Annotated in this window: 18 protein-coding genes; 8 read left to right on the forward strand and 10 right to left on the reverse strand. The window is 45.3% G+C overall.

What is annotated here, in order from left to right; genetic code table 11:
• The first annotated feature begins 259 nt into the window (after positions 1 to 259).
• The 5 genes from V7R55_RS03090 (at position 260) to V7R55_RS03110 (ending at position 5,283) form a co-directional block, all read left to right on the forward strand.
• Positions 260 to 1,255: a response regulator gene (locus V7R55_RS03090; RefSeq protein WP_334057255.1), complete on the forward strand. Its 996-nt coding sequence runs from the start codon at positions 260 to 262 to the stop codon at positions 1,253 to 1,255.
• Positions 1,255 to 1,767: a PAS domain-containing protein gene (locus V7R55_RS03095; protein ID WP_334057257.1), complete on the forward strand. Its 513-nt coding sequence runs from the start codon at positions 1,255 to 1,257 to the stop codon at positions 1,765 to 1,767. Before V7R55_RS03090 ends, V7R55_RS03095 begins: the two co-directional genes overlap by 1 nt.
• Positions 1,768 to 1,875: 108 nt before the next feature.
• On the forward strand, positions 1,876 to 3,648 hold the full coding sequence (locus V7R55_RS03100; protein WP_334057259.1) for an Lcl C-terminal domain-containing protein: 1,773 nt from the start codon (positions 1,876 to 1,878) through the stop codon (positions 3,646 to 3,648).
• 2 nt (positions 3,649 to 3,650) lie between these two features.
• A complete protein-coding gene (locus V7R55_RS03105) occupies positions 3,651 to 4,223 on the forward strand; it encodes a DUF1566 domain-containing protein (RefSeq protein WP_438823570.1) in 573 nt (190 codons plus the stop codon).
• A 265-nt stretch (positions 4,224 to 4,488) separates the two neighbouring features.
• Entirely contained in the window at positions 4,489 to 5,283 is a 795-nt protein-coding gene (locus tag V7R55_RS03110) for a YggN family protein (protein WP_334057261.1), read from the forward strand.
• 111 nt (positions 5,284 to 5,394) lie between these two features.
• Here the strand turns inward: V7R55_RS03110 and hemW are convergent, their stop codons facing one another.
• From hemW to V7R55_RS03130, 4 genes are all read right to left on the reverse strand, one after another.
• A complete protein-coding gene (gene hemW, locus V7R55_RS03115; RefSeq protein WP_334057263.1) occupies positions 5,395 to 6,534 on the reverse strand; it encodes a radical SAM family heme chaperone HemW in 1,140 nt (379 codons plus the stop codon).
• A complete protein-coding gene (locus V7R55_RS03120; RefSeq protein ID WP_334057265.1) occupies positions 6,527 to 7,129 on the reverse strand; it encodes an XTP/dITP diphosphatase in 603 nt (200 codons plus the stop codon). Before V7R55_RS03120 ends, hemW begins: the two co-directional genes overlap by 8 nt.
• A 220-nt stretch (positions 7,130 to 7,349) precedes the next feature.
• A complete protein-coding gene (gene srmB, locus V7R55_RS03125; RefSeq protein ID WP_334057266.1) occupies positions 7,350 to 8,576 on the reverse strand; it encodes an ATP-dependent RNA helicase SrmB in 1,227 nt (408 codons plus the stop codon).
• A gap of 150 nt (positions 8,577 to 8,726) precedes the next feature.
• Positions 8,727 to 9,905, reverse strand: a complete 1,179-nt coding sequence (locus V7R55_RS03130; RefSeq protein ID WP_334057268.1) for a CCA tRNA nucleotidyltransferase — start codon at positions 9,903 to 9,905, stop codon at positions 8,727 to 8,729.
• 219 nt (positions 9,906 to 10,124) lie between these two features.
• Here V7R55_RS03130 and V7R55_RS03135 point away from each other — a divergent pair, with 219 nt between their 5' ends.
• Together V7R55_RS03135 and V7R55_RS03140 are read left to right on the forward strand one after the other, a co-directional pair.
• Positions 10,125 to 11,036, forward strand: coding sequence for an ExeA family protein (locus V7R55_RS03135; RefSeq protein WP_334057270.1), 912 nt, complete (start codon positions 10,125 to 10,127; stop codon positions 11,034 to 11,036).
• Positions 11,029 to 12,333 carry a general secretion pathway protein GspB gene (locus tag V7R55_RS03140; protein ID WP_334057272.1) on the forward strand — a complete coding sequence of 435 codons (1,305 nt, stop codon included), beginning with the start codon at positions 11,029 to 11,031 and terminating at the stop codon, positions 12,331 to 12,333. The genes V7R55_RS03135 and V7R55_RS03140 overlap by 8 nt, the downstream gene beginning before the upstream one ends.
• A gap of 124 nt (positions 12,334 to 12,457) precedes the next feature.
• On the opposite strand, the gene V7R55_RS03145 is transcribed toward V7R55_RS03140, so the two are convergent.
• From V7R55_RS03145 to V7R55_RS03170, 6 genes are all read right to left on the reverse strand, one after another.
• Positions 12,458 to 13,654 (reverse strand): HD-GYP domain-containing protein, encoded by a 1,197-nt coding sequence (locus V7R55_RS03145; RefSeq protein ID WP_334057274.1) that lies wholly within the window; start codon positions 13,652 to 13,654, stop codon positions 12,458 to 12,460.
• Positions 13,655 to 14,013: 359 nt separating this feature from the next.
• Entirely contained in the window at positions 14,014 to 14,619 is a 606-nt protein-coding gene (gene leuD / locus V7R55_RS03150) for a 3-isopropylmalate dehydratase small subunit (protein ID WP_014948483.1), read from the reverse strand.
• A gap of 3 nt (positions 14,620 to 14,622) precedes the next feature.
• Positions 14,623 to 16,023 (reverse strand): 3-isopropylmalate dehydratase large subunit, encoded by a 1,401-nt coding sequence (gene leuC / locus V7R55_RS03155; RefSeq protein ID WP_061094370.1) that lies wholly within the window; start codon positions 16,021 to 16,023, stop codon positions 14,623 to 14,625.
• Positions 16,024 to 16,032: 9 nt separating this feature from the next.
• The gene (gene leuB, locus V7R55_RS03160) at positions 16,033 to 17,130 is read right to left on the reverse strand and encodes a 3-isopropylmalate dehydrogenase (protein ID WP_334057276.1); all 1,098 of its coding nucleotides are present in this window, start codon (positions 17,128 to 17,130) and stop codon (positions 16,033 to 16,035) included.
• Complete coding sequence (gene leuA / locus V7R55_RS03165) at positions 17,131 to 18,690, reverse strand: 2-isopropylmalate synthase (protein ID WP_334057278.1); 1,560 nt, start codon at positions 18,688 to 18,690, stop codon at positions 17,131 to 17,133.
• 432 nt (positions 18,691 to 19,122) lie between these two features.
• Positions 19,123 to 19,878: a hypothetical protein gene (locus tag V7R55_RS03170; protein ID WP_334057280.1), complete on the reverse strand. Its 756-nt coding sequence runs from the start codon at positions 19,876 to 19,878 to the stop codon at positions 19,123 to 19,125.
• A 521-nt stretch (positions 19,879 to 20,399) separates the two neighbouring features.
• On the opposite strand from V7R55_RS03170, the gene V7R55_RS03175 reads away from it, so the two are divergent.
• Complete coding sequence (locus V7R55_RS03175) at positions 20,400 to 23,354, forward strand: TonB-dependent receptor (protein ID WP_334057282.1); 2,955 nt, start codon at positions 20,400 to 20,402, stop codon at positions 23,352 to 23,354.
• Positions 23,355 to 23,818 lie beyond the last annotated feature (464 nt).

Raw genomic sequence — 23,818 nt, forward strand, 5'->3', positions numbered from 1 at the left:
GCTACTCTTTACCATCTTGTAAGTCGGTAGTTTAATGTGAAAGACGCTGGCAATATTCCCCAAAAGTGCTATTTCTTAGTGAGGTGTTTCGTATCACCATATACAGACTATCAGTTTAAAAAGTCGATAGAGTAGCACCACCCACTGTGACCGAAGCAAAATCAATACTTCAGTTCACAGTAGTTGTGCCGATACAATTGAAATTACTAGAAAATAACAGCGGCAGCTGGTTGGAAAAGCTAGGTGGTAAAAGAACTTAATGTTTTCAGTACTCGTATGTGACGACTCGTTAGTTGCGCGCAAGCAAGTGGCTAAGTGCCTCCCTCAAGACTGGGAAGTAGCCGTGCACTTTGCGAAGAATGGCCAAGATGCTTTATCTGCGCTCGCCGATGGTAAAGGGGATCTTTTACTCTTAGATTTAAACATGCCTGTTCTTGATGGATACGGCACGCTAGAAGCAATCCAACAGCGTGGTCTTAAAACTAAGGTTATTGTAGTGTCTGGTGACATACAGCCGGAAGCGCATGAAAGAGTGACGTCGCTGGGGGCGCTGGACTTTATCCGCAAGCCTGTAGACCCCAAGAAGCTCGCTGAGGTTCTTGATAAATATAATATTCTTCATGTCGAGGACGAAGAGCCAGAAGATATTACGCCGCTTGACCCTGATATTCGCGATTGCTACCAAGAAATTACCAATATAGCGATGGGGCAAGCAGGGGACCACCTCGCGCGCACCATGAATGTATTCGTTGAGCTCCCCATACCTAACGTAAATCTCATTGAAGTTTCAGAGCTTCATATGATGCTTTCTGATATTGAAAGCCACGAACAAGTTACCGCGGTTTGCCAAGGCTTTTTGGGGCCGGGTGTCAGTGGGGAGGCCTTGTGCATTTTGAGCGACTCTAGCTTTGATGATGTTGCCAAGATTCTAAACGTTGAAGGTGAAGTAGATGACCAACTTCAGCTAGAGCTGTTAATGGATGCGGCAAGTATTCTGATTGGAACCTGTCTAACTGGCTTAGCAAATCAAATGGATATTAACTTCAGCCAGGGGCACCCAATTGTGCTTGGTCAGCACCGCGCAATTACTGAAATTATTAGCATGAACCAAATTAAGTGGAAGCGGACGTTAGCAATTGAACTCAGCTATGGGCTCGAAGGCTACAACGTCCAATGCGACTTGATTTTACTGTTCACGGAAGAGTCCATGAAAATGATGAATTCAAAGCTTGCCCACTTGTTGGAGGATTTCTAATGAGCCAGCATTTAGATGAGTTACAAGAATTCCATTGGATGATGGACATGCTACAAACGGTAGATGTTGGGATCGTTGTACTTGACCGTAACTTTACCGTACAAGTATGGAATGGCTTTATGGAAAGTCATAGTGGGCTCTTGCCGAGCGAAGTAAGAGACAAAACGTTATTTTCGCTTTTCCCTTCAATTAAGCAAGAATGGTTTATGAAAAAAGCTAAGCCTGTCTTCGACTTAAAAACGCGCGCTTTCATGACCTGGGAGCAGCGTCCGTATTTATTCAAGTTTCCTAACTACCGGCCGATTACAGGTAGTGAGTCATTTATGTATCAAAACATCACGCTATCTCCACTTACCTCAGCAACAGGGAAGGTGGACTTTATAAGCATGATGATTTACGACATGACTGATGTGGCGGTAGGTAAAAAGCAGCTCGAGGCACTGCAAGTTACGATGTCCGAAGAACAGGAAGCGCGATTAGTCGCGAGTAAATTGAAACACACCTTATCTTAACCGCTACGTAACGCAGCAGAGGCTAATAGCCACTTTGCAATTTCATCTACATTGAGTTTTTCACGCACTGCGCCTGAGGTTTTAGCATCAAGTGCGGCGGGAGTATGTATGCAATTAATCAAGTCTTCATTTTCAGATTACCTTTCACGAACAGTGGTGAGAGGGCTAGCCATTGTTGGCGGCGTATTTATTCTTTCTGCCTGCGGTGGTGGCGGAGATGGTGACTCAAATGGTGGGGAAACGGGCAACGGTAATTTAGTAATAAATGCGGGCCCCGATGTTACAGTTACAGAAGGCGTAACGTACTCGCTAAGCGCTGAGGTGAGCGGAGGCGATGGAGCTTACACTTATAACTGGAGTGCGTCTCCTTCGTTATCGATTACTCATGAAGATACGAGTTCTTCTGCTGCAAGCTTTGTAGCGCCGGTGGTAGAGAGCGCTACTGAATACATGTTGACCGTATCGGTTAATGATCAAAGCGGTAATACGGCAGATGACTTTACCATCATCACAGTTGCGCCCGTGAACATTGCTCCTGTAGCCAGTATCAATGTTCCACAGTGGGATAATTTGCCGGAAAATACATTCCCTGGCGGAGTGGAAATTATTTTTGATGGCACCGAAAGCAGTGACGCAGATTCCACTGCCATAGAAGGCGAAATCGCTGATTACGAGTGGACGCAAACCAGCGGCAGCAACGTAATAACGGGGGTGGAAACTAATCTTTCTACTTTGACCATAGTAACGCCCATCGCCAACGATGCACAGCAGCTTACCTTTCAGTTAGAAGTGACCGACAGCGAAGGCGCGACTGATACTGATACCGTCACTATATCCGTTCAATCAGAAACTGAAACCTTGCCGGTTGTTGAGGCGGGGTTTTCGCAGGGTGTTTTCAGCGGCGAAGTAGTTATTTTAGAAGGTGAGGCCAGTACCAGTATTCCTAGCGCTTCACCGCTTACTTATTCTTGGGAGCGCAGCAACAATGTATCTTCGGGCAGTGGGGCTACTACTGGCGCGGCTAACCGTCCTGTAGATGACAGCGATGCACTATCCACATTTGCCATAGCACCTTCGGTATCGTCTTCTACTGTTGTGGCCTATACCCTCACTGTGACTGACGCCAACGGTAATAGCGTTGAAGATACGATTAACGTAAATGTGCGCCCAATGCCTACGCCGCTTTTAAACGACACTGGCTTTTTAAAACAAGCGACCAATAACGCATTAACCGAAGCCCAGCAAAACGACTTTCCTGGGCAGGACGGGCAACGTGGCGCTGATATTATTGAGCAAAACGGTTTAATAGAAAAAGCAGGGCGGGGTAAAGCTGGGTTTGACTTCACGCGCTTAAACGCTAACGGTGATGAGCAAGATGCTAGTGCTGATACGTGGTCATGCGTTCGCGATAATGTAACCGGACTAGTATGGGAAGTGAAAACTGACGACGGCGCATTTCAAGATAAGGATTATACGTACTCTTGGTATAGCGAAGAAGTAAACGGTGGGTTTGAAGGTGATGAGACAGGGGCAAACGCCACCTGTTTATTAACTAACTGCAATACGTCTGCATATGTTGAAGCGGTAAATTCGCAAGGCTTATGTGGCTTTTATGACTGGCGTTTACCTACTCACCATGAACTGTTTTCTTTAATGCATTTGGGCATTGCCGATGATGTTGCCATTGATGAAGATTATTTCCCTAATACAGGCGCAATCTCAACCGAGCCGCTTTGGTACTGGACATCCGTGCCCAGTGCTGACGGGGTAAATAGCGACGACGCACAAAATGCATGGGCGTTAGATTTTGACTCAGGCGTCGACAACTTTCTTAATAAGTCGACGGCCGGACGTGTTCGTTTAGTAAGAGCAGGGAGATAGTCATGAGTAAACCAGTCAATACAATCACCGATAAAGTGATGAAGAAAACAATATTAACTTCACTCAATCTGCTTGCTGCATCTGCACTGATTTTAGGAGTGTCTGTAACAGCTCATGCCCAAGAATGTTTATCAGATGGACTAGAGACTACGCCAAACGATAATTTTGAAGCGGTTACCACTAGTACTCTGCTGGATACCACCACAGACTTGGTGTGGAGGCGTTGTTCGGAAGGACAAACGTGGGATGGTTCTACGTGCAGCGGCGAAGCGGTTAAATATACGTGGCAGCAAGCCTTGCAACTTGCGCAGCAAGCAAGCGACAATGACCTGTTGGGGTGGCGCTTACCTAACGTCAAAGAGTTGGCAACCATAACAGAGCGCGACTGTGTGCGACCCGCAATTAACAGCTCACTTTTTCCGGCAACGCCACCGGATGACTTTTGGACATCTACGCCTTCAGCGGACGATCCAGACAGAACCTGGGTTGTTGCGTTCTTCAACGCTAGTCATTCTATAAAAGAAAAAGACCGCTTCATCTACGTACGTTTGGTGCGTACCTATACCAATGAATAGGCGTAGAAAAATCCACACCCTTTCTTATTAGTCTTTCGTCTAATATCCGGACCTGAGACTTTTTATCAATAAAGCACGCTCTATAATGCGTGCTTCGTTGTTTTTGGTTTGAACGTTAAGAGTCTAGATATTTATCGTTTTCATTTGCGATCAGTTTAAGCGATGCCTAAATTGATCATCTCGACATGTTCAACCTGATTTTTAGCACGTTAGACTCATGTTGGCTTTTATTTCTCAGTAAGCTAGCCACAATGATGGTATGAAAATGATATCGCGCCTTAAGGCTTTTCTTCTTACAATTTTTTTATTCGCTGGGCTTAGTACAACGGCTCAGGCCGAATATACCTGCAATATAGATTTTGCCTACGGTATTGCCGTTAATGATGCGCAACTGCGCGTAATGGATAAAACTCGTACCGTGGTTCAAATTAACGACCAAAACCAGCTGTTTATAGGCGGGCGTTGGCAGACACTAAGCGAACAGGAAAAGCAGTGGCTTAACGAGTATTCTTCAGGCTTACACTATGTAGTACCAAAAATGATTATTTTGGCCACCGAAGGTGTAGATTTAGCTATTGATACCATTGAGCATGTTTACCTAGGCTTAGTAGGCAGTGATCACGACAGCTATGAACGTTTAAACGCTGCTATGAAGCGCGTTCAAAATCGGGTGAAAGATAAATTTAGACACGCTAGTAATCATTACTTTATCGGCCCCGGGTCGCTGGAAAGCGTGGACGAATTTGTCGATAGTGAAATTGAAGCTCAGCTTGAGGAAGCTATTTCGACCTCTGTTGGCGGTATATTATCGGCAATCAGTGGTATCAACACTGGAAGCGGTGAGGTTAACCAAGAGAAAGTAGCGGAAATTACTCGTCAGCTTAATAATGTGGGTGAGCACCTTGATGTAGGTGATAAAGCTACGACATTGCGTAAAAAGGCCGAGTGGTTTTGTGAAAAGCTCAAACGCTTAGACGTAGCGGAAGAAAACCTTCGAGCAAGCGTGCCTGCTTTCAAGCCTTACAATATTATTACGCGCCATGATAAGAGTGAAAACTAGTTGAAATAAGTAATACGTGTACTAATCATAGTTAAAGACTGATTAAGACAGAAAAGCCTGCGTGAGCAGGCTTTTTTGATCAAGCTTTTCGGTTAATTCAAAACGGCAAGATTATACGAAACACGACAGTAGCGAGTTGAGATATCTACGTCCCTTAGCAGTTACCTGCCAGTGACTATCTGAAATAGAAAGTAGCCCCTGGTGATGAGCATCAGACAGTGCGCGTTTAACGTCATCCGTTAATTCAGTACCTGTGAAATCATTAAAATCACTAATCGGGCAAGGCTCAACCAAACGAAACCTGTTCATAAAGAACTCAAACGGCAGGTCGTCTGCACTAACCCGCGTTTGCGTATCTAAATACGGACGGCTCATTTCCATGTAGCCTCTTGGATGCTTCACTTTAACGGTACGATGAATTGTGCCGTTAGCTGCATCGGTAATCTTCCCGTGTGCACCGCATCCAATACCTAAGTAATCGCCAAAGCGCCAGTAATTAAGGTTATGGCGGCATTGATGCCCTGCTTTAGCGTAGCCTGAAATCTCGTACTGGTGATAGCCCGCACGCTGTAAAAGGCTGTGGCCTTTCTCCTGTATTTCCCACAGAATGTCGTCGTCAGGTAGCTCTGGCGGCTTGGAATAAAAAGGCGTGTTTGGCTCGATAGTAAGCTGATACCACGATAGGTGATAGGGATTTAACTCAATACCTTGCTTTAGATCTGCCATAGCATTGTCGACGCTTTGTTCCGGCAATCCATGCATGAGATCTAAATTAAATGTAGGTAGCCCCGCGCTGTGCGCTTGTTTCACCGCATTTTCGGCTTGGCTTTCATTATGAATACGGCCTAGCACTTTTAAATGCTTCGGCTGAAAGCTTTGAATACCCACCGATATTCGATTTACACCTGCCTGATAAAACCCCGCAAACTTACCGGCTTCAACGGTGCCTGGGTTGGCTTCCATGGTTATTTCAGCAGTGTCGCTCAAATTAACCCGCTGTCTAACACCGTTTAAGATGTCAGCCATGGCCTCGCTTGAAAACAAACTGGGTGTGCCACCGCCTATGAAGATTGTCTCAACAGGGCGATCTCCTATGCGTATGGCATCAATGGCTAAATCGTCTAGCAGGTGCGCCACATATTCTTTCTCGGGTAAATCAGACTTAAGCCCGTGAGAGTTAAAATCACAGTACGGACACTTTTGAACACACCAAGGAATGTGGATATAAAGGCTAAGCGGTGGATTACGCAAAAGTTGCTCTCATATTATCAAGCAAAATCGCTAAGGCTTTGCCGCGATGGCTAATGCGGTTCTTTTCGGCTTTCTCCAATTCTGCAGCGGTGCAACCGTGAGTTGGCACGTGAAAAACTGGGTCGTAGCCAAAACCGTCGTTACCAGAGCGATCAGTTAAAATTTCGCCTTGCCATTTACCTTGGCTAACTAATGGTACTGGGTCTTCAGCATGGCGCATAAACACTAATGTACAGAAGAAATGCGCTTTACGCTGGGTTTCGCCATGTAGGGCAGCTAATAGCTTGTCAATATTGCTGTCATCAGTTGCATCAGCGCCAGCATAGCGGGCTGAATAGATACCGGGTGCACCGCCAAGGGCGTCAACCACTAGGCCTGAGTCGTCAGCAATAGCAGGAAGGCCTGTTACTTGTGCCGCATGACGCGCTTTAATAATGGCATTTTCGACGAATGTTGTACCTGTTTCAGGCACATCAGATACACCTAATTCTTTTTGTGCCACAACGTCTACACCGTAATCTGCAAACAAGGATGCAAACTCTCGCACCTTACCTTGATTACCTGTGGCTAAAACAATTTTTTCTGGGAATTTCATTGTGCCAGACTCCTCGTTTTTTCTTTGCTCCTGAAATACGCTCGAACACATTCATCGGGTTACTTTAGGTTATTCAGGACGAAGGTTGGGAGTGGTTTGAGTAAACCCTCTGCCGCAGGGATGCGGCAGTGGAGCGCACATGGATGTGTTTACCGCGTGTTTGCGAAAGCCACTCCCAACCTTCGGCTATCGCATCGCTCACCCTCTACGTGCACGAGTTTTACTTTTTCTTTTTAGGCTTAGCTTTTGCCTTAGCTTTGTCTTTTGCCTTCACTTTTTTCTTTTTGGGGCCAATTTTAGGCGTTTTGTTTTTAGGGCGTAGTTCGTCAATAACGCGAGCTTTAAGTGGTTCGCCCATGTAACGTGCGGTTTTGGCTACCATGTCAAAATCGTGAGCCTCAACCAAGGATATTGCAGTACCTTTGGCGCCAGCGCGGCCGGTTCTACCAATGCGGTGAACGTATATGTCAGCTTTGCGCGGCATGTCGAAGTTAATAACGTGGCTTACATTGGGCACATCAATACCACGGGCAGCAACGTCAGTTGCCAATAAGATAGGAACTTCACCGCTTTTGAAGCGTGCCATGGCTGCATTACGCTTGTCTTGTGGCATTTCACCCTGTAGCCAGCACACTGGAATGTCTTTCGAGGCTAAGAAGTCTTTTAGCATTTGCAGGCGTTCGCGGGTTTTCACGAACACAACCGCTGACGTCGTCGTTTCTTGCTTCAAAATATTCACCAGCAACGCTTGCTTATGATTCATATCGTCAGCAAGATGATACCACTGATGAATTTTGTTTTTTTCTTTGCGCGACGGATTAGCTTCAACTACTTCAGGGTTGTTAAGAATGTCGTGGGCAAAGGTCTTAACGCCTTTGCCTTCAAGCGTGGCAGAGAACAGTAGGTTTTGCTTGCGCCAGCGCGCTTCGGCAGCAATTTGGTTAACTACCGTTGAAAAACCCATATCCAACATGCGGTCAGCTTCGTCAAGAATTAAACACTCGATATCGCGGCAATCTGCGGCTTCTTTTTCGATGTGTTCAAGCAAACGACCTGGCGTGGCCACAAGAATATCGAGATTCTTGCTTAAGGTTTCTTTATCGGTACCGTAGTTAATACCACCGGTTATTACCCCGCACACAATTTGTGTATGCTTTGTTATGGCTAGGGCTTGTTCGTAAACCTGTAACGCTAACTCGCGGGTAGGCGTTAGGATCAAAATACGTGTAGCACCAGGTTGTCTGCGCGGATAATCAAGTAAAAACTGGCATGCAGGCAATAAGAAAGCGGCTGTTTTACCAGTACCTGTAGGAGCAGAGGCCAAGATATCTCGTCCATCCAACGCATGCGGAATAACCAGTTCTTGAATGCTAGTTGGAGTTTCAAACCCCATATCGGCAGCTGCGTGACACAGTGCTTCGTCTAATTCGAGTTCTTCGAAAGTCATAGTATAAAAAACGCTCTAAATGAATGGGGCGTATTGTAGCATTGCTATACCAAAACATTGAGAAAAACTGGCGTTAAATTCGCACACCGTAGGTAAATACACATTGTGGTTTGAGGTTACCTACAATATCAGGGAAAGAGGACATCTAATTTAATCAGTAATCGAGGCAATAGCGGATAGCTTTGCTTGGTTAAGCGCGTCTTTTATTTCAGAGCCTTTAACGCCGGTGGCAATGATATCTTGCACGTTCACTTGTTTGGCAGCTGCCAACGCATTTTCAATGCGCTTTTGTTGGTGTTGCCAATCTACGCCCTTGTTATGAGCATAAGGCGCAAAAGCGCTAAGTAACAATGTGAAACGCTCCTCTCTACGCCACGCATCACAGCCATTGAACAAGGCAAGTAAATCGGCAGGCGAGTTCTGCGTGTTCAAAAGAAAGCCTTTGAATTTGCAGGCAAGGTTGACGATTTCACTAACTTGGTTTTGCACTTTGAGCCGACTGCATAACTGTTTCGATTCTTCCTCACCAAGGTGAGAGAGCAGGGCAGTAAACCTTGTTATCAGCCTAGCGGTTTCTGAATCGCTGCTTGCACGTAATGGGGTTTCTGAACCCGTGTCTTTAACAACGTTCTCGTTTTCAGCCTTTTCTAGCGCTACCGCCGTTTTTAATGTTGCCAAAGCAGTATCTACGTTTCTTTCAAGCTCAGTAAACCAGTCATTGAGGCCATGGGTTTGGTGTAATACCGTGAAAAAAACATGCGGTGTTTTCTCTAAAAGGCTGCGCTTTGTTTCTTGCCATACCCGCTCTGCACTTAGCGTGCTTAACTCACCGCTTTGCGCCATTGACTGCATAAGTGCCATGGTTTCAGTGGCGATCGTAAATCCTAAATAAGCATAGCGGGTAGCAAACCGAGCAACGCGAAATACGCGTAAAGGGTCTTCACTAAAGGCTTCAGATACGTGGCGAAGTACGCGGTTTTCTAAATCTTTTTTACCACCATAGGGGTCGATAAGGTTTCCAAGGTTGTCTTGCGCTATCGCGTTAACGGTAAGGTCTCGGCGTAACAAATCTTCTTCTAAGGTGACCGAGCTTGACGCATCGCATACAAAACCAGTGTAACCTATTCCTGACTTGCGCTCTGTGCGAGCAAGTGCGTATTCTTCCTGTGTTTTAGGGTGTAAAAAAACAGGAAAATCTTTACCCACTTGGGTGAAACCCTGGCTGAGCATTTCTTCTGGCGTGGCGCCCACCACGACATAGTCGCGTTCAACAACTTTTCTGTTTAACAGTGCGTCACGCACTGCGCCACCAACGAGATATACTTGCATGCTCTTCCAACGATTTTTTAGTCAGTAATACTTTTTAGATTAGGGATGTGTCGACTTATGGCGTGTAACGAAAATCAACCTTCCCAAGGTAACAGAGGCGCAGTATAGCAATGTTACAAATAAAATTCGTAGCCACATCGTTATGCGCTTTCACTTCAAGGTTGCGTCTGGTAGTTTAATCATCGTTAAAAATTAAAACAGATAGGCTCTTCAGCAACCATGTATTTGAACTACTTCGGGTTAAATGACAATCCTTTTTCGATTGCGCCTAACCCCGATTATTTGTATATGAGCCCAAGGCACAAAGAGGCTTTGGCCCATTTGACCTTTGGCCTTAGAGAAAGCGGTGGTTTTGTAATGCTCACCGGAGAAGTGGGCACGGGGAAAACAACGGTATCGAGAAAACTGTTGCAGCAGCTGCCAGACAATACCCAGGTAGCTATGATATTAAATCCTACTTTATCTGCTCTTGAGCTATTAGCGACGGTGTGTGATGAGCTAGGTTTGCCCTATACGCCTGAGAAAGCCAGCCTTAAGTATTTTACTGATTTGATTTTGTCTAAGTTAGCAGAGAATCATCAGTCAGGCATTAATACGGTACTAATGGTTGATGAAGCGCAGCACCTGCTGCCTGAAGTACTAGAACAACTTCGTCTATTGACCAACCTGGAAACGAATCGTGAAAAGCTGTTAAAGGTAGTATTGATAGGTCAGCCTGAATTACAGCAGTTGTTAAAGCGTAACGAATTACGTCAGCTGGCCCAACGCATTACCGCTCGTTATCATCTGCTGCCCTTAACTGCGCCAGAAGTTAGTGCTTACATAGCACACCGTTTAAGCGTGGCTGAAGGTGATATTAGTATTTTCAGTAAGTCTACCTTACGCGCGGTGCATCAAATTACTGGTGGGATCCCAAGGGTAATTAATTTGCTGTGCGACCGAGCGTTAACCTTATCTTTTACTAAGCAGCATGCGGTTGTGCAAAAGCCTATATTCTTGGCCGCGGCAGAGCAAATTCTAGGTGAAGATATTGTCAGTCAGCGCGTACAAAGCCAGCGTAAATGGTATCTAGCATCTGCGTTTGTTTTGGCCATTCTTTTCGGCTACGGGGTAGGGAGTTTGTATGTCTAATATCGTTGCCATTGAAGAACTAACGCCCGGCATGGTGATAGTTCAAATCACCAAGCAAAACGGGCCGGTTAAAATTAGAAAGTCGGGTTTAGTGACCAGCGATGCTATGGTGCAGGGCTTGTCTGAAATGGGCGTGCAAGAGGTCGAAATAGACCCTGAGCAAACCGTGGAAATAGCACCAGCGGCAACCCACCATAGAACGCAAACCCAAGCTTTGCTTCGCGGAGAGCACGATACAAGCGCCACGTTTGATAAATCCCTTAATGAGCAGTTTAATCGTAGTTTGTTTTTACCCACAGTAGAAGGGTTACCGTCAGCGTGGAAGCTGTACACCAAGCAAGTTGCGCTTTTTGCCGTCGTTATTCTTGGTGGTTTATGCATTGGCTTTTCTGCCGCTACAGCAAAACGCTGGTGGCCAATGCTAACTGCACCCTCTTCTGTACCGGTGGCAGACTCTGAAAGCCCAGTGTCACAGGTTGAAGCAAGCGGAGACGCTTCAGCGCTTACGACCACGCAAAGTAGTAATGAAGCATTAGGCACTTCAAGCAACAAAAGCGAACAGGTGTCTTCTAACATTCAGGGAATCGGGAAAAGCGCAGGTTTAAATGAAACTGCTAACACCGCGGTGAATGTAAACATGAGTAACGGCGGTGCAGCTCAGCAAGGCACGCAAGCGAACGCTATGGTGAATAACCAGTCTGTTGGCAACTTAGCTGCAACGCAAAGTACTGATTTAGGTGCAGTTCCAAATACAAACCCAATTACAAATACAAACCAAAACACAACAGGTACTCAGAATCGCTACAATAATGACGTCTCCCAGCGTTCTGGCGCCGAGCCAAGTAGTGGATATGAGCGTAGCTCTTCAACAGATTCAAGACTAACTGAGACTTCAGGGAATTATGAAGGGAAAGTATTAAATGAAGCTGCGTCTCAATCTGACGTATCCGTGTCGCCAGAGCTCATGGCTCGTTTTAATGCTGCCGTTGAAGCGCTAGACTCAAAGGCACAAGATAATACAACCGCTGAAGGGCAAACAAGGGTAACGGTTAGAGACGAACTACCCCGTGTAGATCAGCTACCCGTTCGCTTGTTAACACGACTTCCTACTATGAACTTTAGCGCGCATATGTATGCGTCTCGTCCTGCCGATAGATGGGTGAGAGTCAATGGCCGTCAAATAGGAGAGGGCGACTGGATTGCCGATAGAGTGCAGGTCGTAAACATTGAAGCACAGCGTGTGGTCCTGTCTTTCGAGGATGAACTTTTTACCATGGCGGCATTAACTGACTGGTAGTTGTTTTCATAGCACTCACAGAAAATAACCACAAATAAATTAGTGTATGAGACCCGTAAAAAAGGCCCTGAATCTAGGGCCTCTGTGAAGTGCTTTTCGTTACCGATAATGGAGCAATATGCGGCTATAGCGGTATCTGGTTCACAAATACTTCTTTAAAGAATTTCGGTAAGTTCAAACTAAACTCTTCGGGGCGAACGCCTGACACAATCTCATCGTCGTACTGACTTAAATCAATGCGCTTAACTTCATTGAAATGCTGCGACGTAACGCTGTAAAAGGTCATAACGTGAGGGCTTACGGGGTCTTTAGGGTTGATTTTGCTAACAATACCTAATTTACCGCTCTTTAACCTCACTAAGGAGCCAACAGGGTGCACACCAATACACTGAATAAATTGTTTTACCAATTCTTGGTCTAAGCTCTCTGTCGCAGTTAGTCGCTTTAGCGCCTGAGTAGGCGTGATACTGTTTTTGTGAGCACGGTTAGATGTCATGGCATCGTATGCGTCCACAATGGCAGCAATACGCGCGAACTCTGAGATTTCGTCACCAACCAATCCTCTGGGGTAGCCGCTTCCATCAACGCGCTCGTGGTGCTCTTCAATGATGCGTAGCGATAGGTCAGAAATATCCCCACACTGTTCAACTAGGTCTGTACCAATTTCAACGTGGGTTTTCATCACTTCCCAATCATCACTGGAAAATTCGCCTGTGTTATTGCGAATTTCGTCTGGCAGGGAAGACATGCCGATATCCATCAATAGGGCACCTAAACTCACTTGCTCCGTGGTATCTCTGTCATAGCCAAGAAACTCACAGAAAATACCGCTTAGTACACTGCAATTAATACTGTGCTCAAGAAGATACTGGTCGGTATCTTTAATCATAGTCAGGCAGCTCAGCGCATCTTTATTGTCAAATACACTTTCGATGAGGCTGTGAGACAGCGACTCCATCGGCGATAAATCTTTTACCGCCCCGTCTTTAAGCGACTTTAAAAAACTACTTTGTATGGTAAGTGCGCTGTCATATAGCTCGTTGGCTTCGTTAATTGAATCACGACCGACAGGTTTAACAACCGGTTTAGTCACTTCAGGCTCTTTTTCTTGAGCTGGCTCGGGTGGCACAGCTGGCTCGGGCAGTTTGGACTTCGCAAGATCTACTTCGACGCTTAAAATACCTTTCGATTTTAGACTATCAATAATGGCTTGGGTTTTGACAATGCCTTTAGACCGCATTTTAAGTGAGCCTGTTTGCTCAAGTACTTGATTGACGTACATTCCTGGTAGCAGATCATCAATGGGTACCTGTTCTAACATTATCTCTCCTGTGGGGCACAACGTTGCCATCGTTTGTTACTACAATAGGAATGAATAGTACGATATTCCAGTGAAAAAAGTGAGGAGTTTATTAGCCTTTAGTATAGCTAGAGTCCGCAAGTATAGGACTAACGAATTCGCAAGAAAACGTATGACGTGTAAATGTGCCGAGAAGTTGCTTATAGTTCAAATCAGGTGAACTGATATTCTCTATGCGGATTGGTTTTAGGCGTCTTGATACGAAGTTAAGGTGGAGGCATAGATGAGAGAAATAAATGAGAGAAATAAACAGGGTGCCATCTCGCGACAGCACCCATGTGTCATTCTGGGGCTTTGTTAAGCGCTAAAGACCCTTGCATTTACAGCCACGCGGGCTGTTTATCTTCGAAGGCTTCAATAGCGCTTGTAAGCTCTAGCGTTTGACCGATAGCATCTAAACCTTTAATGAGGTTGTTTTTATGATGTTCAGCAATATCAAAGCTGAAGCTCGTATCGTTAAAACTTACTGTTTGCGCTGGAAGATCAACGGTGATCTTAGTTGCTGGGTCTGCCTTCACTGCAGCAAACAAAGCGTCCATTTGCTCGCTTGATAATGCCACAGGCACTAGCTGATTATTAATGCAGTTGCCGTAAAAAATATCAGCAAAGCTGGTGGCAATAACCGTTTTAAATCCAAAGTCGGCAAGTGCCCACGGCGCGTGTTCCCGGCTTGAACCACAACCAAAGTTTTCGCGAGCTAGCAACAGACTCGCACCTTTGTGCTCAGGCTTATTCAGCGCGAACGCTGGGTTTGGCTCTTTCTCTTCTAAATCCAAATAACGCCAGTCGTGAAACAAATGTTTGCCGTAGCCAGCACGCGTTACGCCAGTTAGAAACTGTTTTGGAATAATTTGGTCGGTATCGACATTGGCCTGATCAAGCGGCGCAGCAATGCCTGTGTGTTGTGTAAAACCTTGTTCAGACATAACTTACTCCTGATAATCTCTAACGTCAGCAAAGCGACCGGTAATTGCAGCTGCGGCAGCCATTGCTGGGCTTACTAAGTGAGTGCGCGCACCACGGCCTTGACGGCCTTCAAAGTTACGGTTACTGGTAGAAGCACATCTATCGCCTGCCACTAGCTTGTCGTCGTTCATACCAAGGCACATAGAGCAACCTGGCAACCGCCACTCAAAGCCAGCATCGATAAAGATTTTATCTAAGCCTTCTGCTTCAGCTTGGCGTTTAACGTTACCTGACCCTGGAACGACAATCGCGGTAACCGAATCGGCGACTTTACCGCGCTTGGCGATCTGTGCCGCTGCGCGCATATCTTCAATACGACCGTTAGTACATGAGCCGATAAATACGTGGTTTACTGCAACGTCAGCAAGCTTTTCACCGGGTTTTAATCCCATATACTCAAGCGCTTTTACTGCGCTCTCTTTTTCAATCGGGTCACTGAAGTCTTCAGGGGCAGGTACCGGTGTGTTTACGCCAATAACCTGGCCTGGGTTGGTGCCCCACGTAACCTGAGGTGCGATATCTGCCGCTTCAAGTTCAACCACAGTGTCAAAGGTTGCGCCCTCTTCGGTATAAAGGGTCTTCCAATAAGCGACAGCGTCTTCCCAGTCCTGCCCCTTAGGTGCGTATTCGCGGCCTTCAAGGTAGGCGAAGGTTTTCTCGTCTGGTGCAACAAGGCCAGCTTTCGCGCCAGCTTCAATACTCATGTTACACACCGTCATGCGCTCTTCCATGCTTAAGCCGCGGATAGCTTCACCCGCGTACTCAATAACATGACCAGTAGCGCCGGCGTGACCAATTTTGCCGATAATGGCAAGAATGATGTCTTTTGCCGTAATACCTACAGGAAGCTTACCATTTACATTTATAAGCATGCTCTTAGCGCGGCTTTGTTTTAACGTTTGCGTGGCCAGTACGTGCTCTACCTGAGAGGTACCAATACCAAACGCCAGCGCACCAAATGCACCGTGAGTTGCAGTGTGAGAGTCACCGCACACCACTGTCATGCCTGGCTGAATTAAACCTAATTCCGGGCCCATGACGTGCACAATACCTTGCTTTTGGTGACCCACTGGAAATAGCTGAATGCCGTGCTCTTCACAGTTTTTTGCCAAGGTTTGTAGCTGAAGTGCATTGGCTGGTCCACAGGCATCTATTGCCAATGAACGGGTTGAAATGCTGTGATCCATGGTGCCAACCGTGCGATCAGGACGTCGTACTTTACGGCCTTTTTCATTAAGGCCAGCGAATGCCTGCGGTGACGTTACTTCGTGAATTAGGTGACGGTCGATATAAATTAAGCTGTCTTCACCGATTTGGTCAATAATGTGGGCTTGCCACACTTTGTCATATAAGGTCTTGGCCATGAGGTTGTTTTACTCCTGCGCCATTAATTGTTTAACGATTTCATCGCCTACTTGCGACGTGTTTGCCGCTTGGCTGCGTTTATCTGCAGGTAATAATTCGCCTGTAAGTACACCTGCTTCTAGGGTCGCCACGACTGCTTTTTCAATAGCGTCAGCAGCATCATTCAAGTTCATGCTGAAACGCAGCATCATGGCGGCTGATAAAATTTGTGCGATAGGGTTAGCAATGCCCTGACCAGCAATATCTGGAGCCGAACCGCCTGCTGGCTCATAAAGGCCAAAGCCTTCTTCGTTCATACTTGCCGATGGCAACAAGCCCATAGAGCCGGTCATCATGGCGCATTCATCAGAAACGATATCGCCAAAAAGGTTTGAACACAGCATTACATCGAACTGCGCTGGGTTCTTCATGATCTGCATAGTGGCGTTGTCGATATAGATGTGGTCTAGCTCTACATCTGGATAGTCTTTTGCGACTTCTTCAGCAATTTCACGCCATAAACGGCTAGTAACCAGTACGTTGGCTTTGTCCACCGACGTCACTTTGCCGCGACGCTTCTGTGCTGCTTCAAACGCTGCAATAGCAATACGGCGAATTTCACGTTTGCTATAGCGCATGGTGTCATACGCGAACTCTTCTTCGCCTTCACCTTCTCGGCCCTTAGGCTGACCAAAGTAAATACCGCTGGTTAGCTCACGCACAACTAAAACGTCTACGCCTGATTTAGCAATGTCTTCACGAAGGGGAGACAGGCTTTCAAGGCCCGGATAAATGCGAGCTGGGCGCAAGTTGCTGAACAGGTCAAAATGACTGCGAAGGGTAAGTAGTGCGGCACGCTCGGGACGTTGCTCTAACGGTAAGGTGTCCCATTTAGGGCCGCCAATACTACCAAACAAAATTGCATCGGCTTGCTCACAGCCCAATAGCGTTTTTGAGGGTAGGGCTTCGCCTTCAGTATCAATGGCGTAGCCACCCACAGGATATGCAGTACGATTCAGGGTGACGTTAAACTTCTTTTCAACAGCATCTAAAACCTTATTGGCTTCCTGCATAACTTCTGGGCCGATACCGTCTCCGGCTAATACGGCAATTGAATACTGGCTCATTTATACTCCTGCAACGCGTTCTTGTTGATTTTTTTGCTGATCAATTTGATCGGCCAAATATGTGTTGTTTAATACAAAGATAAGGGCTTTAACACCGGCTTCCACAATATCTGTAGCAAGGCCAATCCCATGGAAACGGCGGCCTTTATATGTAGCGATAACGCTCACTTGCGCTAAAGCGTCAGCACCTTCACCTTTTGAATCTAGTTTAAAGTCGACAACTTCTAAATCTTCGTGACCCAGTATAGACATAATGGCCTTATAAGCCGCATCTACAGGTCCGTTTCCAATACTCGATTGGGTAATCTCTTCATCGCCCACTTTCATTTTGACCGTAGCGCTTGGGATAATTTCACGGCCTGAGTTTGCTTGAAGGTAAAGCAATTGGAAGTGCGCTTGGTCATGCTTCTGCTTATCGAAGAACAACAAAGCTTCTAGGTCATAATCGTATACTTGACCTTTCTTATCCGCTAGCTTCAAAAAGGCGTCATACACTGCTTCTAAGTCGTAGTCTTCTGCTTTGTAGCCTAGCTCTGTTAAGCGGTGCTTGATTACATGGCGGCCAGAGCGAGAGGTTAGGTTCAAGTTGTTCTTGTTAATGCCCACACTTTCAGGCGTCATAATTTCATAAGTATTTTGGGCTTTTAAGACACCATCTTGGTGAATACCCGATGAATGGCTAAACGCGTTAGCGCCGACAATCGCTTTGTTGGCCTGAACCGGCATGTTACAAAGCTGGCTGACTAACTTTGAGGTTCGAGAAATTTCGGTCGAATTGATATTAGTGTCAATGCCCAACATGCTCTTACGGGTTTGTAAGATCATCGCAATTTCTTCAAGCGACGCATTACCAGCACGCTCGCCAATACCGTTAATCGTACATTCTACCTGTCTTGCACCTTGCTCAACGGCTGCCAATGAATTCGCAACAGCTAAGCCTAAGTCGTTATGACAGTGAACAGAGATTGTGGCTTTGTCGATATTAGGTACTCGGTTAAATAACTGCTGGATGATACCGCCAAACTCTGTTGGTGTAGTGTAGCCCACTGTATCTGGGATATTAACGGTAGTTGCACCTGCATTAATCGCAGCTTCTACCATGCGGCATAGATAGTCGATGTGGGTACGACCAGCGTCTTCACAGGAAAACTCTACGTCATCTGTATACTGACGTGCATGTTTAACCGCTTTCACTGCCATTTCAACAATTTCATCTTGCGACTTACGAAGCTTAGCACCAACATGAATTTCAGACGTTGCAATAAAGGTATGGATTCGGAATTGTTCGGCAACGCTTAGCGCTTGACCACAGGCATCAATATCGTTTGGCAAGGCACGAGATAATCCACAAACGACAGAGTTTTTAATCTCTTTCGCAATCATTTGCACTGAGCGGAAATCGCCTGGTGAAGACACGGGAAAGCCCGCCTCAATAATATCTACGCCTAACCGTTCGAGCGCCAGCGCGATCTGTAATTTCTCTTTGGCACTTAGGCTTGCAGGTAAGGCCTGCTCACCGTCTCGCAATGTGGTATCAAAGATCTTCACTTGATTTGTCATGACGCTCTCTCAGTTGAATAGTTAAAAAAAAACCCGTGCTAGGCACGGGTTTTTGTAAATTTAAATCGCTGGTCGCAATCTACCCGTGCAGTCTGGCTGCCATAAGGAGTAGAGATAGAAGAATGAAACGAGTACGCATTTGCTATTGTTTCTTTGCTGACCAAGTTGATAGCGACAATGTACCCATGTGATGGGGAGAGGTCAACCATTGTTTACGATAATGAGTATATTTTTCGCGTATAGAAGCTATCTTTTTATTATTTAGGATGTCTATCCTAAATTGTTTTGGTAAAGGTTACTCATAGGGTGATTGAATATTAGATGTGTTCGGTTTTTAAGTCTAAAGTGATGTTGGGTTAGGATGTTTATACTAAGATTGATTGAAAAAGAGTTTTCTTGGTTTTTGGGTTTTAATGTTGTTTAATTGAATAGTTATTCTGCTTTTCGGTTTGAAGTAAAGTTTTTCCAGTTTAAATGAGTAGATAAGCGCATTTCTCTCATAGAAAGGGAGCGGGGGCTAGTTTTGGATTTATAATTCCACATATGCCCGCAGCAGGCACTACTCATAATGGCTTTAGTGGGCTTCAACAATGTAAGTGTAATGCTTGATAGTTGCGGTGATGGAAATACACCCTCTGACATTTCATCATTTGGTTGAGAGTCAAAAGTATTTTGTGGCGTGAGTTTCTTTGTTACTTGGCCTGCGCCTATATCGAACCAGCCATGCTTATTTAGATGAACCCCTTCCTTGTTATCTCGAAATTTATCAATGGAGTCGAGTTCAATTGCAATTCCTTCGATGCTTTGGACAAGTACAGGGACTACTAAACCGTAGTCAGTGTTCTTTTTAAACCATTGTACGCATTTTTCATCATCTTGCGTCAGACCTGGGCACTTGCTTGGCTGCTTTCCATACCAGCTTCCATTATGGGTATCGACTTTTAGCGGCGACGACGATTGAGGTTGGGTCACCATAAAGCGAGCTACGCTTCGAATATGATAGGGCAAGCCGCCAATTCGACGTTTTAAGACCGACGCATTGTGTGTGTTCAAGTGAGACAGCGCCAATAACTCTCTTTCATAAAGCGCGGTACAAACCTCAGTGAACCGCGCATGGCTTCCACCTAACTCACCTGATTCACTAAAAAAGCCTGTTTGAGATCGAGAGGAAGAATTCTCTGATGTCATTGATTGTCTGCACATATTCTTGATTATGAATTAACCGTATCAAGAAACAGCAGAAAGCGCCACATAGCGACTCCAAAAGCCATTATATTAATTGAATCGATCTATTTAAAACACGGATTTCAATTTCATATTTAACATTTGGTTAGCTTACTACTAATTATGGAGAAATCTGTATTACCAATTTAGTGGTAACCTATTTTGGTTCTGAAATCTGTAGTGGATATTGTAGAGTCTTAGTTTTCTTATTTTAAGTGTCTGAATTTAAACTGCTATTTAGCTTTATTTTTGTTTGAAATAAACCTTTATTAATCTTTAATTATTATTGGTAATGCCAAAAATGAAAAAATAATTTGACCATTTTCTAGCATTTAGTGTTGACCAATATGAAGGCTTGTCTTACTTTTGTAACGGTCTTGTAAAGTAGGTGTGAGGAAAGTTTACAAGGCAGGTAAGTTGCAGATCAATTAAGCGGTAAGGAATGAGTGATTAGACATTCCTCAATCCTTAAGAGGAAAACACACATGGCACACAAATTATCAAAGGTTACACTTGCGGTTCTTTCGGCTACGACACTAAGCCTGACCGCATCAGTACATGCGCAAGAAACTCAACAAAAACAAAACGAAGATGTAGAAGTCATTGAAGTATCGGGAATCCGAGCGTCACTCGCTAGCGCAATGAATGAGAAACGCTTCAAAAACAACCTTGTTGAGGTTATCGAAGCCGAAGATATTGGTAAGTTACCAGACCAGAACTTAGCCGAAGTACTAGAGAACATTACAGGTATTCAGATTACTCGTGAAGCGGGTGTTGGTACAGGCGTACAAATTCGTGGTACCGATGCTAACCGCACAGAAATTAACGGTGTTTCAACAGTTGGTTCTGGTGCAGGTCGAAGCGGTATTGACTTTGAAGACGTTTCAGCGGCAATTATTGCTGGCTTGGAAGTAACTAAGTCGCCCGACGCTAAAACTATCGAAGGTTCAGTGGGTGGTACTATTAACCTAAAGACGATCCGACCCTTACAGCTTAATGAACAGTTAGCGGCGTTTCGCGTTCAAGGTGAGAACAGCAGCTTAACCACTGATAGCAACTTTCAGCCTCGTATCTCAGGTACGTTTGGTGATAACTGGGATACCGACCACGGCACCATTGGTGTTGTAATTAGTGGAAGCTACGCACAACAAGACGTAACGGCGTTTCGCCCTCGTGCAGACAGAGACAACTTGATTGCATCAGACAGCGGTGTAGCAAGTGCGCAATCTTTTGATTTTTTACCTATTCAGTTCTTTGTTCAAGATTACGATAACTTTGAGTACGAAACTAAAAACCTTGTAGGTACCATTGAGTGGGCGCCAAATGATAATACCAAGCTTTTCTTTGACGCCATTATCAATGATCAAGAACGCCTGCAAGAAAGTTCTCGTGTTCAAGCATCGGGTGTAAGTGCGCTAAATGACATTTCTGTTCCTGATGAGTTTGAAACTATCAACTTTGGTTCACTGGGCGGTACAAACCTAGGTTCTATTCAGGCTGCTTTACGTGGCGTAATCCCTGTAAATTTGGAAAACGACGACGACGATCCTAACTTGCGTTTTTCAAGCGATACTAATTCACGTGTAACTAAAAGCGAGATATTCCGTCTAGGTGGAGAATGGCAGGGCGAAAAGTGGAGCGTGTTTGCGGAAGTTGCATCAACAACATCTGATACTACAACGCCAAGCTTCAATACAACCCTTAACTTTATCAATCCAAACGCGCCGTTAGATGCCGGAGGTGCAAACGATAACTATGTTCCTTTTGCTTATGACCTGACAGGCGGCGCATTGACATTTGGTATCGCTGAGGGGGCTGAGTATGCACCAACGGTAGAGCAATTGCTGGACCCAAACAATGTAGTGCTCCGCGATGTAAATATTGGTCGTGACACTACCGAAAATTTTGAAGATGCATTCCGCGTAGATTTTACGTATTTCGTAGACACCATGATAACGTCGGTAGATTTTGGTTACCGCTACAACAAATCGGGCAGCAAGCGTGAAGATATCGGTACTAGCGTTGGCTTGCGTACAATGGAAGATAGTCCTCGAGGCAGCTTATTTAGTGACCTACTGGTTGCTGGACCTGATAACTTCAACGATGCAGACGGACGAGAGCTTTATGTTAGTGACTTTTTGCTGATTGACCCAGAGCAAGTAGCGTCCGACCCTGATGCAGTATTAGCTACGCTACAAGCGGCAATGGAAGCACATGGCTCTACTCGTTCGTTAAGTGCGCCCACGGCCAGCTCTTCAGGCTTCTTTGACATTGAAGAAGAAACCCATGCACTTTATGCACAGGCTAACTTCGAATACGAAATGTTCCGCGGTAACTTTGGTGTTCGCTATCTGCAAACAGACGTAACGTCTGTGGGTAACTCAATAACCGTAGACGATGAAGGTAACGAGTTGGTTTCTCGTGTGACTAACACTGGCGATTACGACTTCATTCTACCTCGCTTCAACTTAGTGGCAGATGTTACTGATGACGTAGTATTAAGATTTGGTGCGGGCAAAGATATTCGTCGTCCGAATTTCAACGACCTTTCAACGTCGGTAACTTTTAGCACAAGTCCTAACCCTAATGTAGCTATTGGCAATCCTAACCTAACGCCTGAAGAAGTTATTTCTTACGACTTAGCGGCTGAGTGGTATTTTGCCGAAGCCAGTGTTTTAAGTGTAGGGATTTTCCATAAAACTCGTAAAGACCTATTCGTAGACCAAATTGTAAGTGCATTTGAAGATCCAACTACAGGTTATCGCTACCTAACTGACCCTTGTGAAGGCGGTGGTATCTTCAACCCAATCGCAGATATTAACGTGTTTGGCCCAGAGCTTGGTACGGGCGTATGTGTGGGAACTGAGACTAAAATTAATGACTCCGGTGAAACAACCCAGAAAGGTATTGAGTTTGCTGTTCAATACGACTTATCTGGCTTTGAAAGTGAGTTAGGTTGGGCTTCAGGTTTTGGTGTTCTTGCTAACTATACCATTCAAGAGTTTGACGGTGGTGAAGCTGAGAATACGGCGACAAGCCGTGCAGCTAACGTTTTTGCTGCTACTACTGGAAGCGATGAAGAGGTTAGCGCAGTTCAAGGCTTACTAAACCTGTCGGAAAATGCTTACAACATTACGCTTTACTACGAGAAGTTTGGATTGTCTGCTCGTATGCGCTACACATGGCGTGAAGCGTATCGCACCGATGACTTTGGTAGCACCTCTAGCTTCCCATGGGGCTTCCCAGCAGTACAAGCTGACCGTGGTCAGTTGAATGCAAGCGTGACTTATGATGTTAACGAAAACCTTAATATTGGTGTTGAGGCTGTAAACATTACTGAGTCTGAAGTTGAGCAGTACTGTGTGAACGAAGGGGCGCTTCTTTGTTTCCAAGGTCTGACCGACCGAAGAATTACTTTAGGTGCAAATTATCGTTTTTAATTTGTAAAACAACTGCCGTGACACGCGGCAGTACCTACACCCTGGATCACAAAGTGTGGTTGTGATGTGTGCATTAGCCCTAACGCCAGTTAGGGCTTTTTTTTGATTTTTATAGTTCTCATTTCGCCGCTGTTTACCCCTTTTAAAACACTAGCTTCTTTTATTTAATATTTGTTTGAAGAAAGTGTTTTGAAACTTTCATATCGCTATTAAGTCACCATGTTTAAACGTTAACTAAATCTATATGTCATTGATTGATAGCTCAGACATGAGCTTAAAGTTTGTTTGAGAGCAGAGAGTAGAGAGGTGAAAGCAGAGAGCAAAGAGCAAAGAGCAAAGAGCAAAGAGCAAAGAGCAGAGGGTGAAGTGCAGAGCGCCTGGAACGTCAATTACTTGAAGGGCGCGGAATGAGTGATACACATACAAAAAAGGCACCGCGAATTACGCTGGTGCCTTTCAATAAA

Origin of the sequence: Alteromonas sp. S005 (assembly GCF_036864475.1) — a bacterium.
Lineage (GTDB): Bacteria > Pseudomonadota > Gammaproteobacteria > Enterobacterales > Alteromonadaceae > Alteromonas.

Bases quoted from the DNA above. Each gene is read 5' to 3' on its own strand.
- leuA (WP_334057278.1), bottom strand. From the start codon at position 18,690: ATGACAAATCAAGTGAAGATCTTTGATACCACATTGCGAGACGGTGAG.
- V7R55_RS03105 (WP_438823570.1), top strand. From the start codon at position 3,651: ATGAGTAAACCAGTCAATACAATCACCGATAAAGTGATGAAGAAAACA.
- V7R55_RS03090 (WP_334057255.1), top strand. From the start codon at position 260: ATGTTTTCAGTACTCGTATGTGACGACTCGTTAGTTGCGCGCAAGCAA.
- V7R55_RS03170 (WP_334057280.1), bottom strand. From the start codon at position 19,878: ATGACATCAGAGAATTCTTCCTCTCGATCTCAAACAGGCTTTTTTAGT.
- leuC (WP_061094370.1), bottom strand. From the start codon at position 16,023: ATGGCCAAGACCTTATATGACAAAGTGTGGCAAGCCCACATTATTGAC.
- V7R55_RS03135 (WP_334057270.1), top strand. From the start codon at position 10,125: ATGTATTTGAACTACTTCGGGTTAAATGACAATCCTTTTTCGATTGCG.
- leuB (WP_334057276.1), bottom strand. From the start codon at position 17,130: ATGAGCCAGTATTCAATTGCCGTATTAGCCGGAGACGGTATCGGCCCA.
- V7R55_RS03145 (WP_334057274.1), bottom strand. From the start codon at position 13,654: ATGTTAGAACAGGTACCCATTGATGATCTGCTACCAGGAATGTACGTC.
- srmB (WP_334057266.1), bottom strand. From the start codon at position 8,576: ATGACTTTCGAAGAACTCGAATTAGACGAAGCACTGTGTCACGCAGCT.
- V7R55_RS03120 (WP_334057265.1), bottom strand. From the start codon at position 7,129: ATGAAATTCCCAGAAAAAATTGTTTTAGCCACAGGTAATCAAGGTAAG.
- V7R55_RS03100 (WP_334057259.1), top strand. From the start codon at position 1,876: ATGCAATTAATCAAGTCTTCATTTTCAGATTACCTTTCACGAACAGTG.
- V7R55_RS03110 (WP_334057261.1), top strand. From the start codon at position 4,489: ATGATATCGCGCCTTAAGGCTTTTCTTCTTACAATTTTTTTATTCGCT.
- V7R55_RS03140 (WP_334057272.1), top strand. From the start codon at position 11,029: ATGTCTAATATCGTTGCCATTGAAGAACTAACGCCCGGCATGGTGATA.
- V7R55_RS03095 (WP_334057257.1), top strand. From the start codon at position 1,255: ATGAGCCAGCATTTAGATGAGTTACAAGAATTCCATTGGATGATGGAC.
- V7R55_RS03175 (WP_334057282.1), top strand. From the start codon at position 20,400: ATGGCACACAAATTATCAAAGGTTACACTTGCGGTTCTTTCGGCTACG.
- leuD (WP_014948483.1), bottom strand. From the start codon at position 14,619: ATGTCTGAACAAGGTTTTACACAACACACAGGCATTGCTGCGCCGCTT.
- V7R55_RS03130 (WP_334057268.1), bottom strand. From the start codon at position 9,905: ATGCAAGTATATCTCGTTGGTGGCGCAGTGCGTGACGCACTGTTAAAC.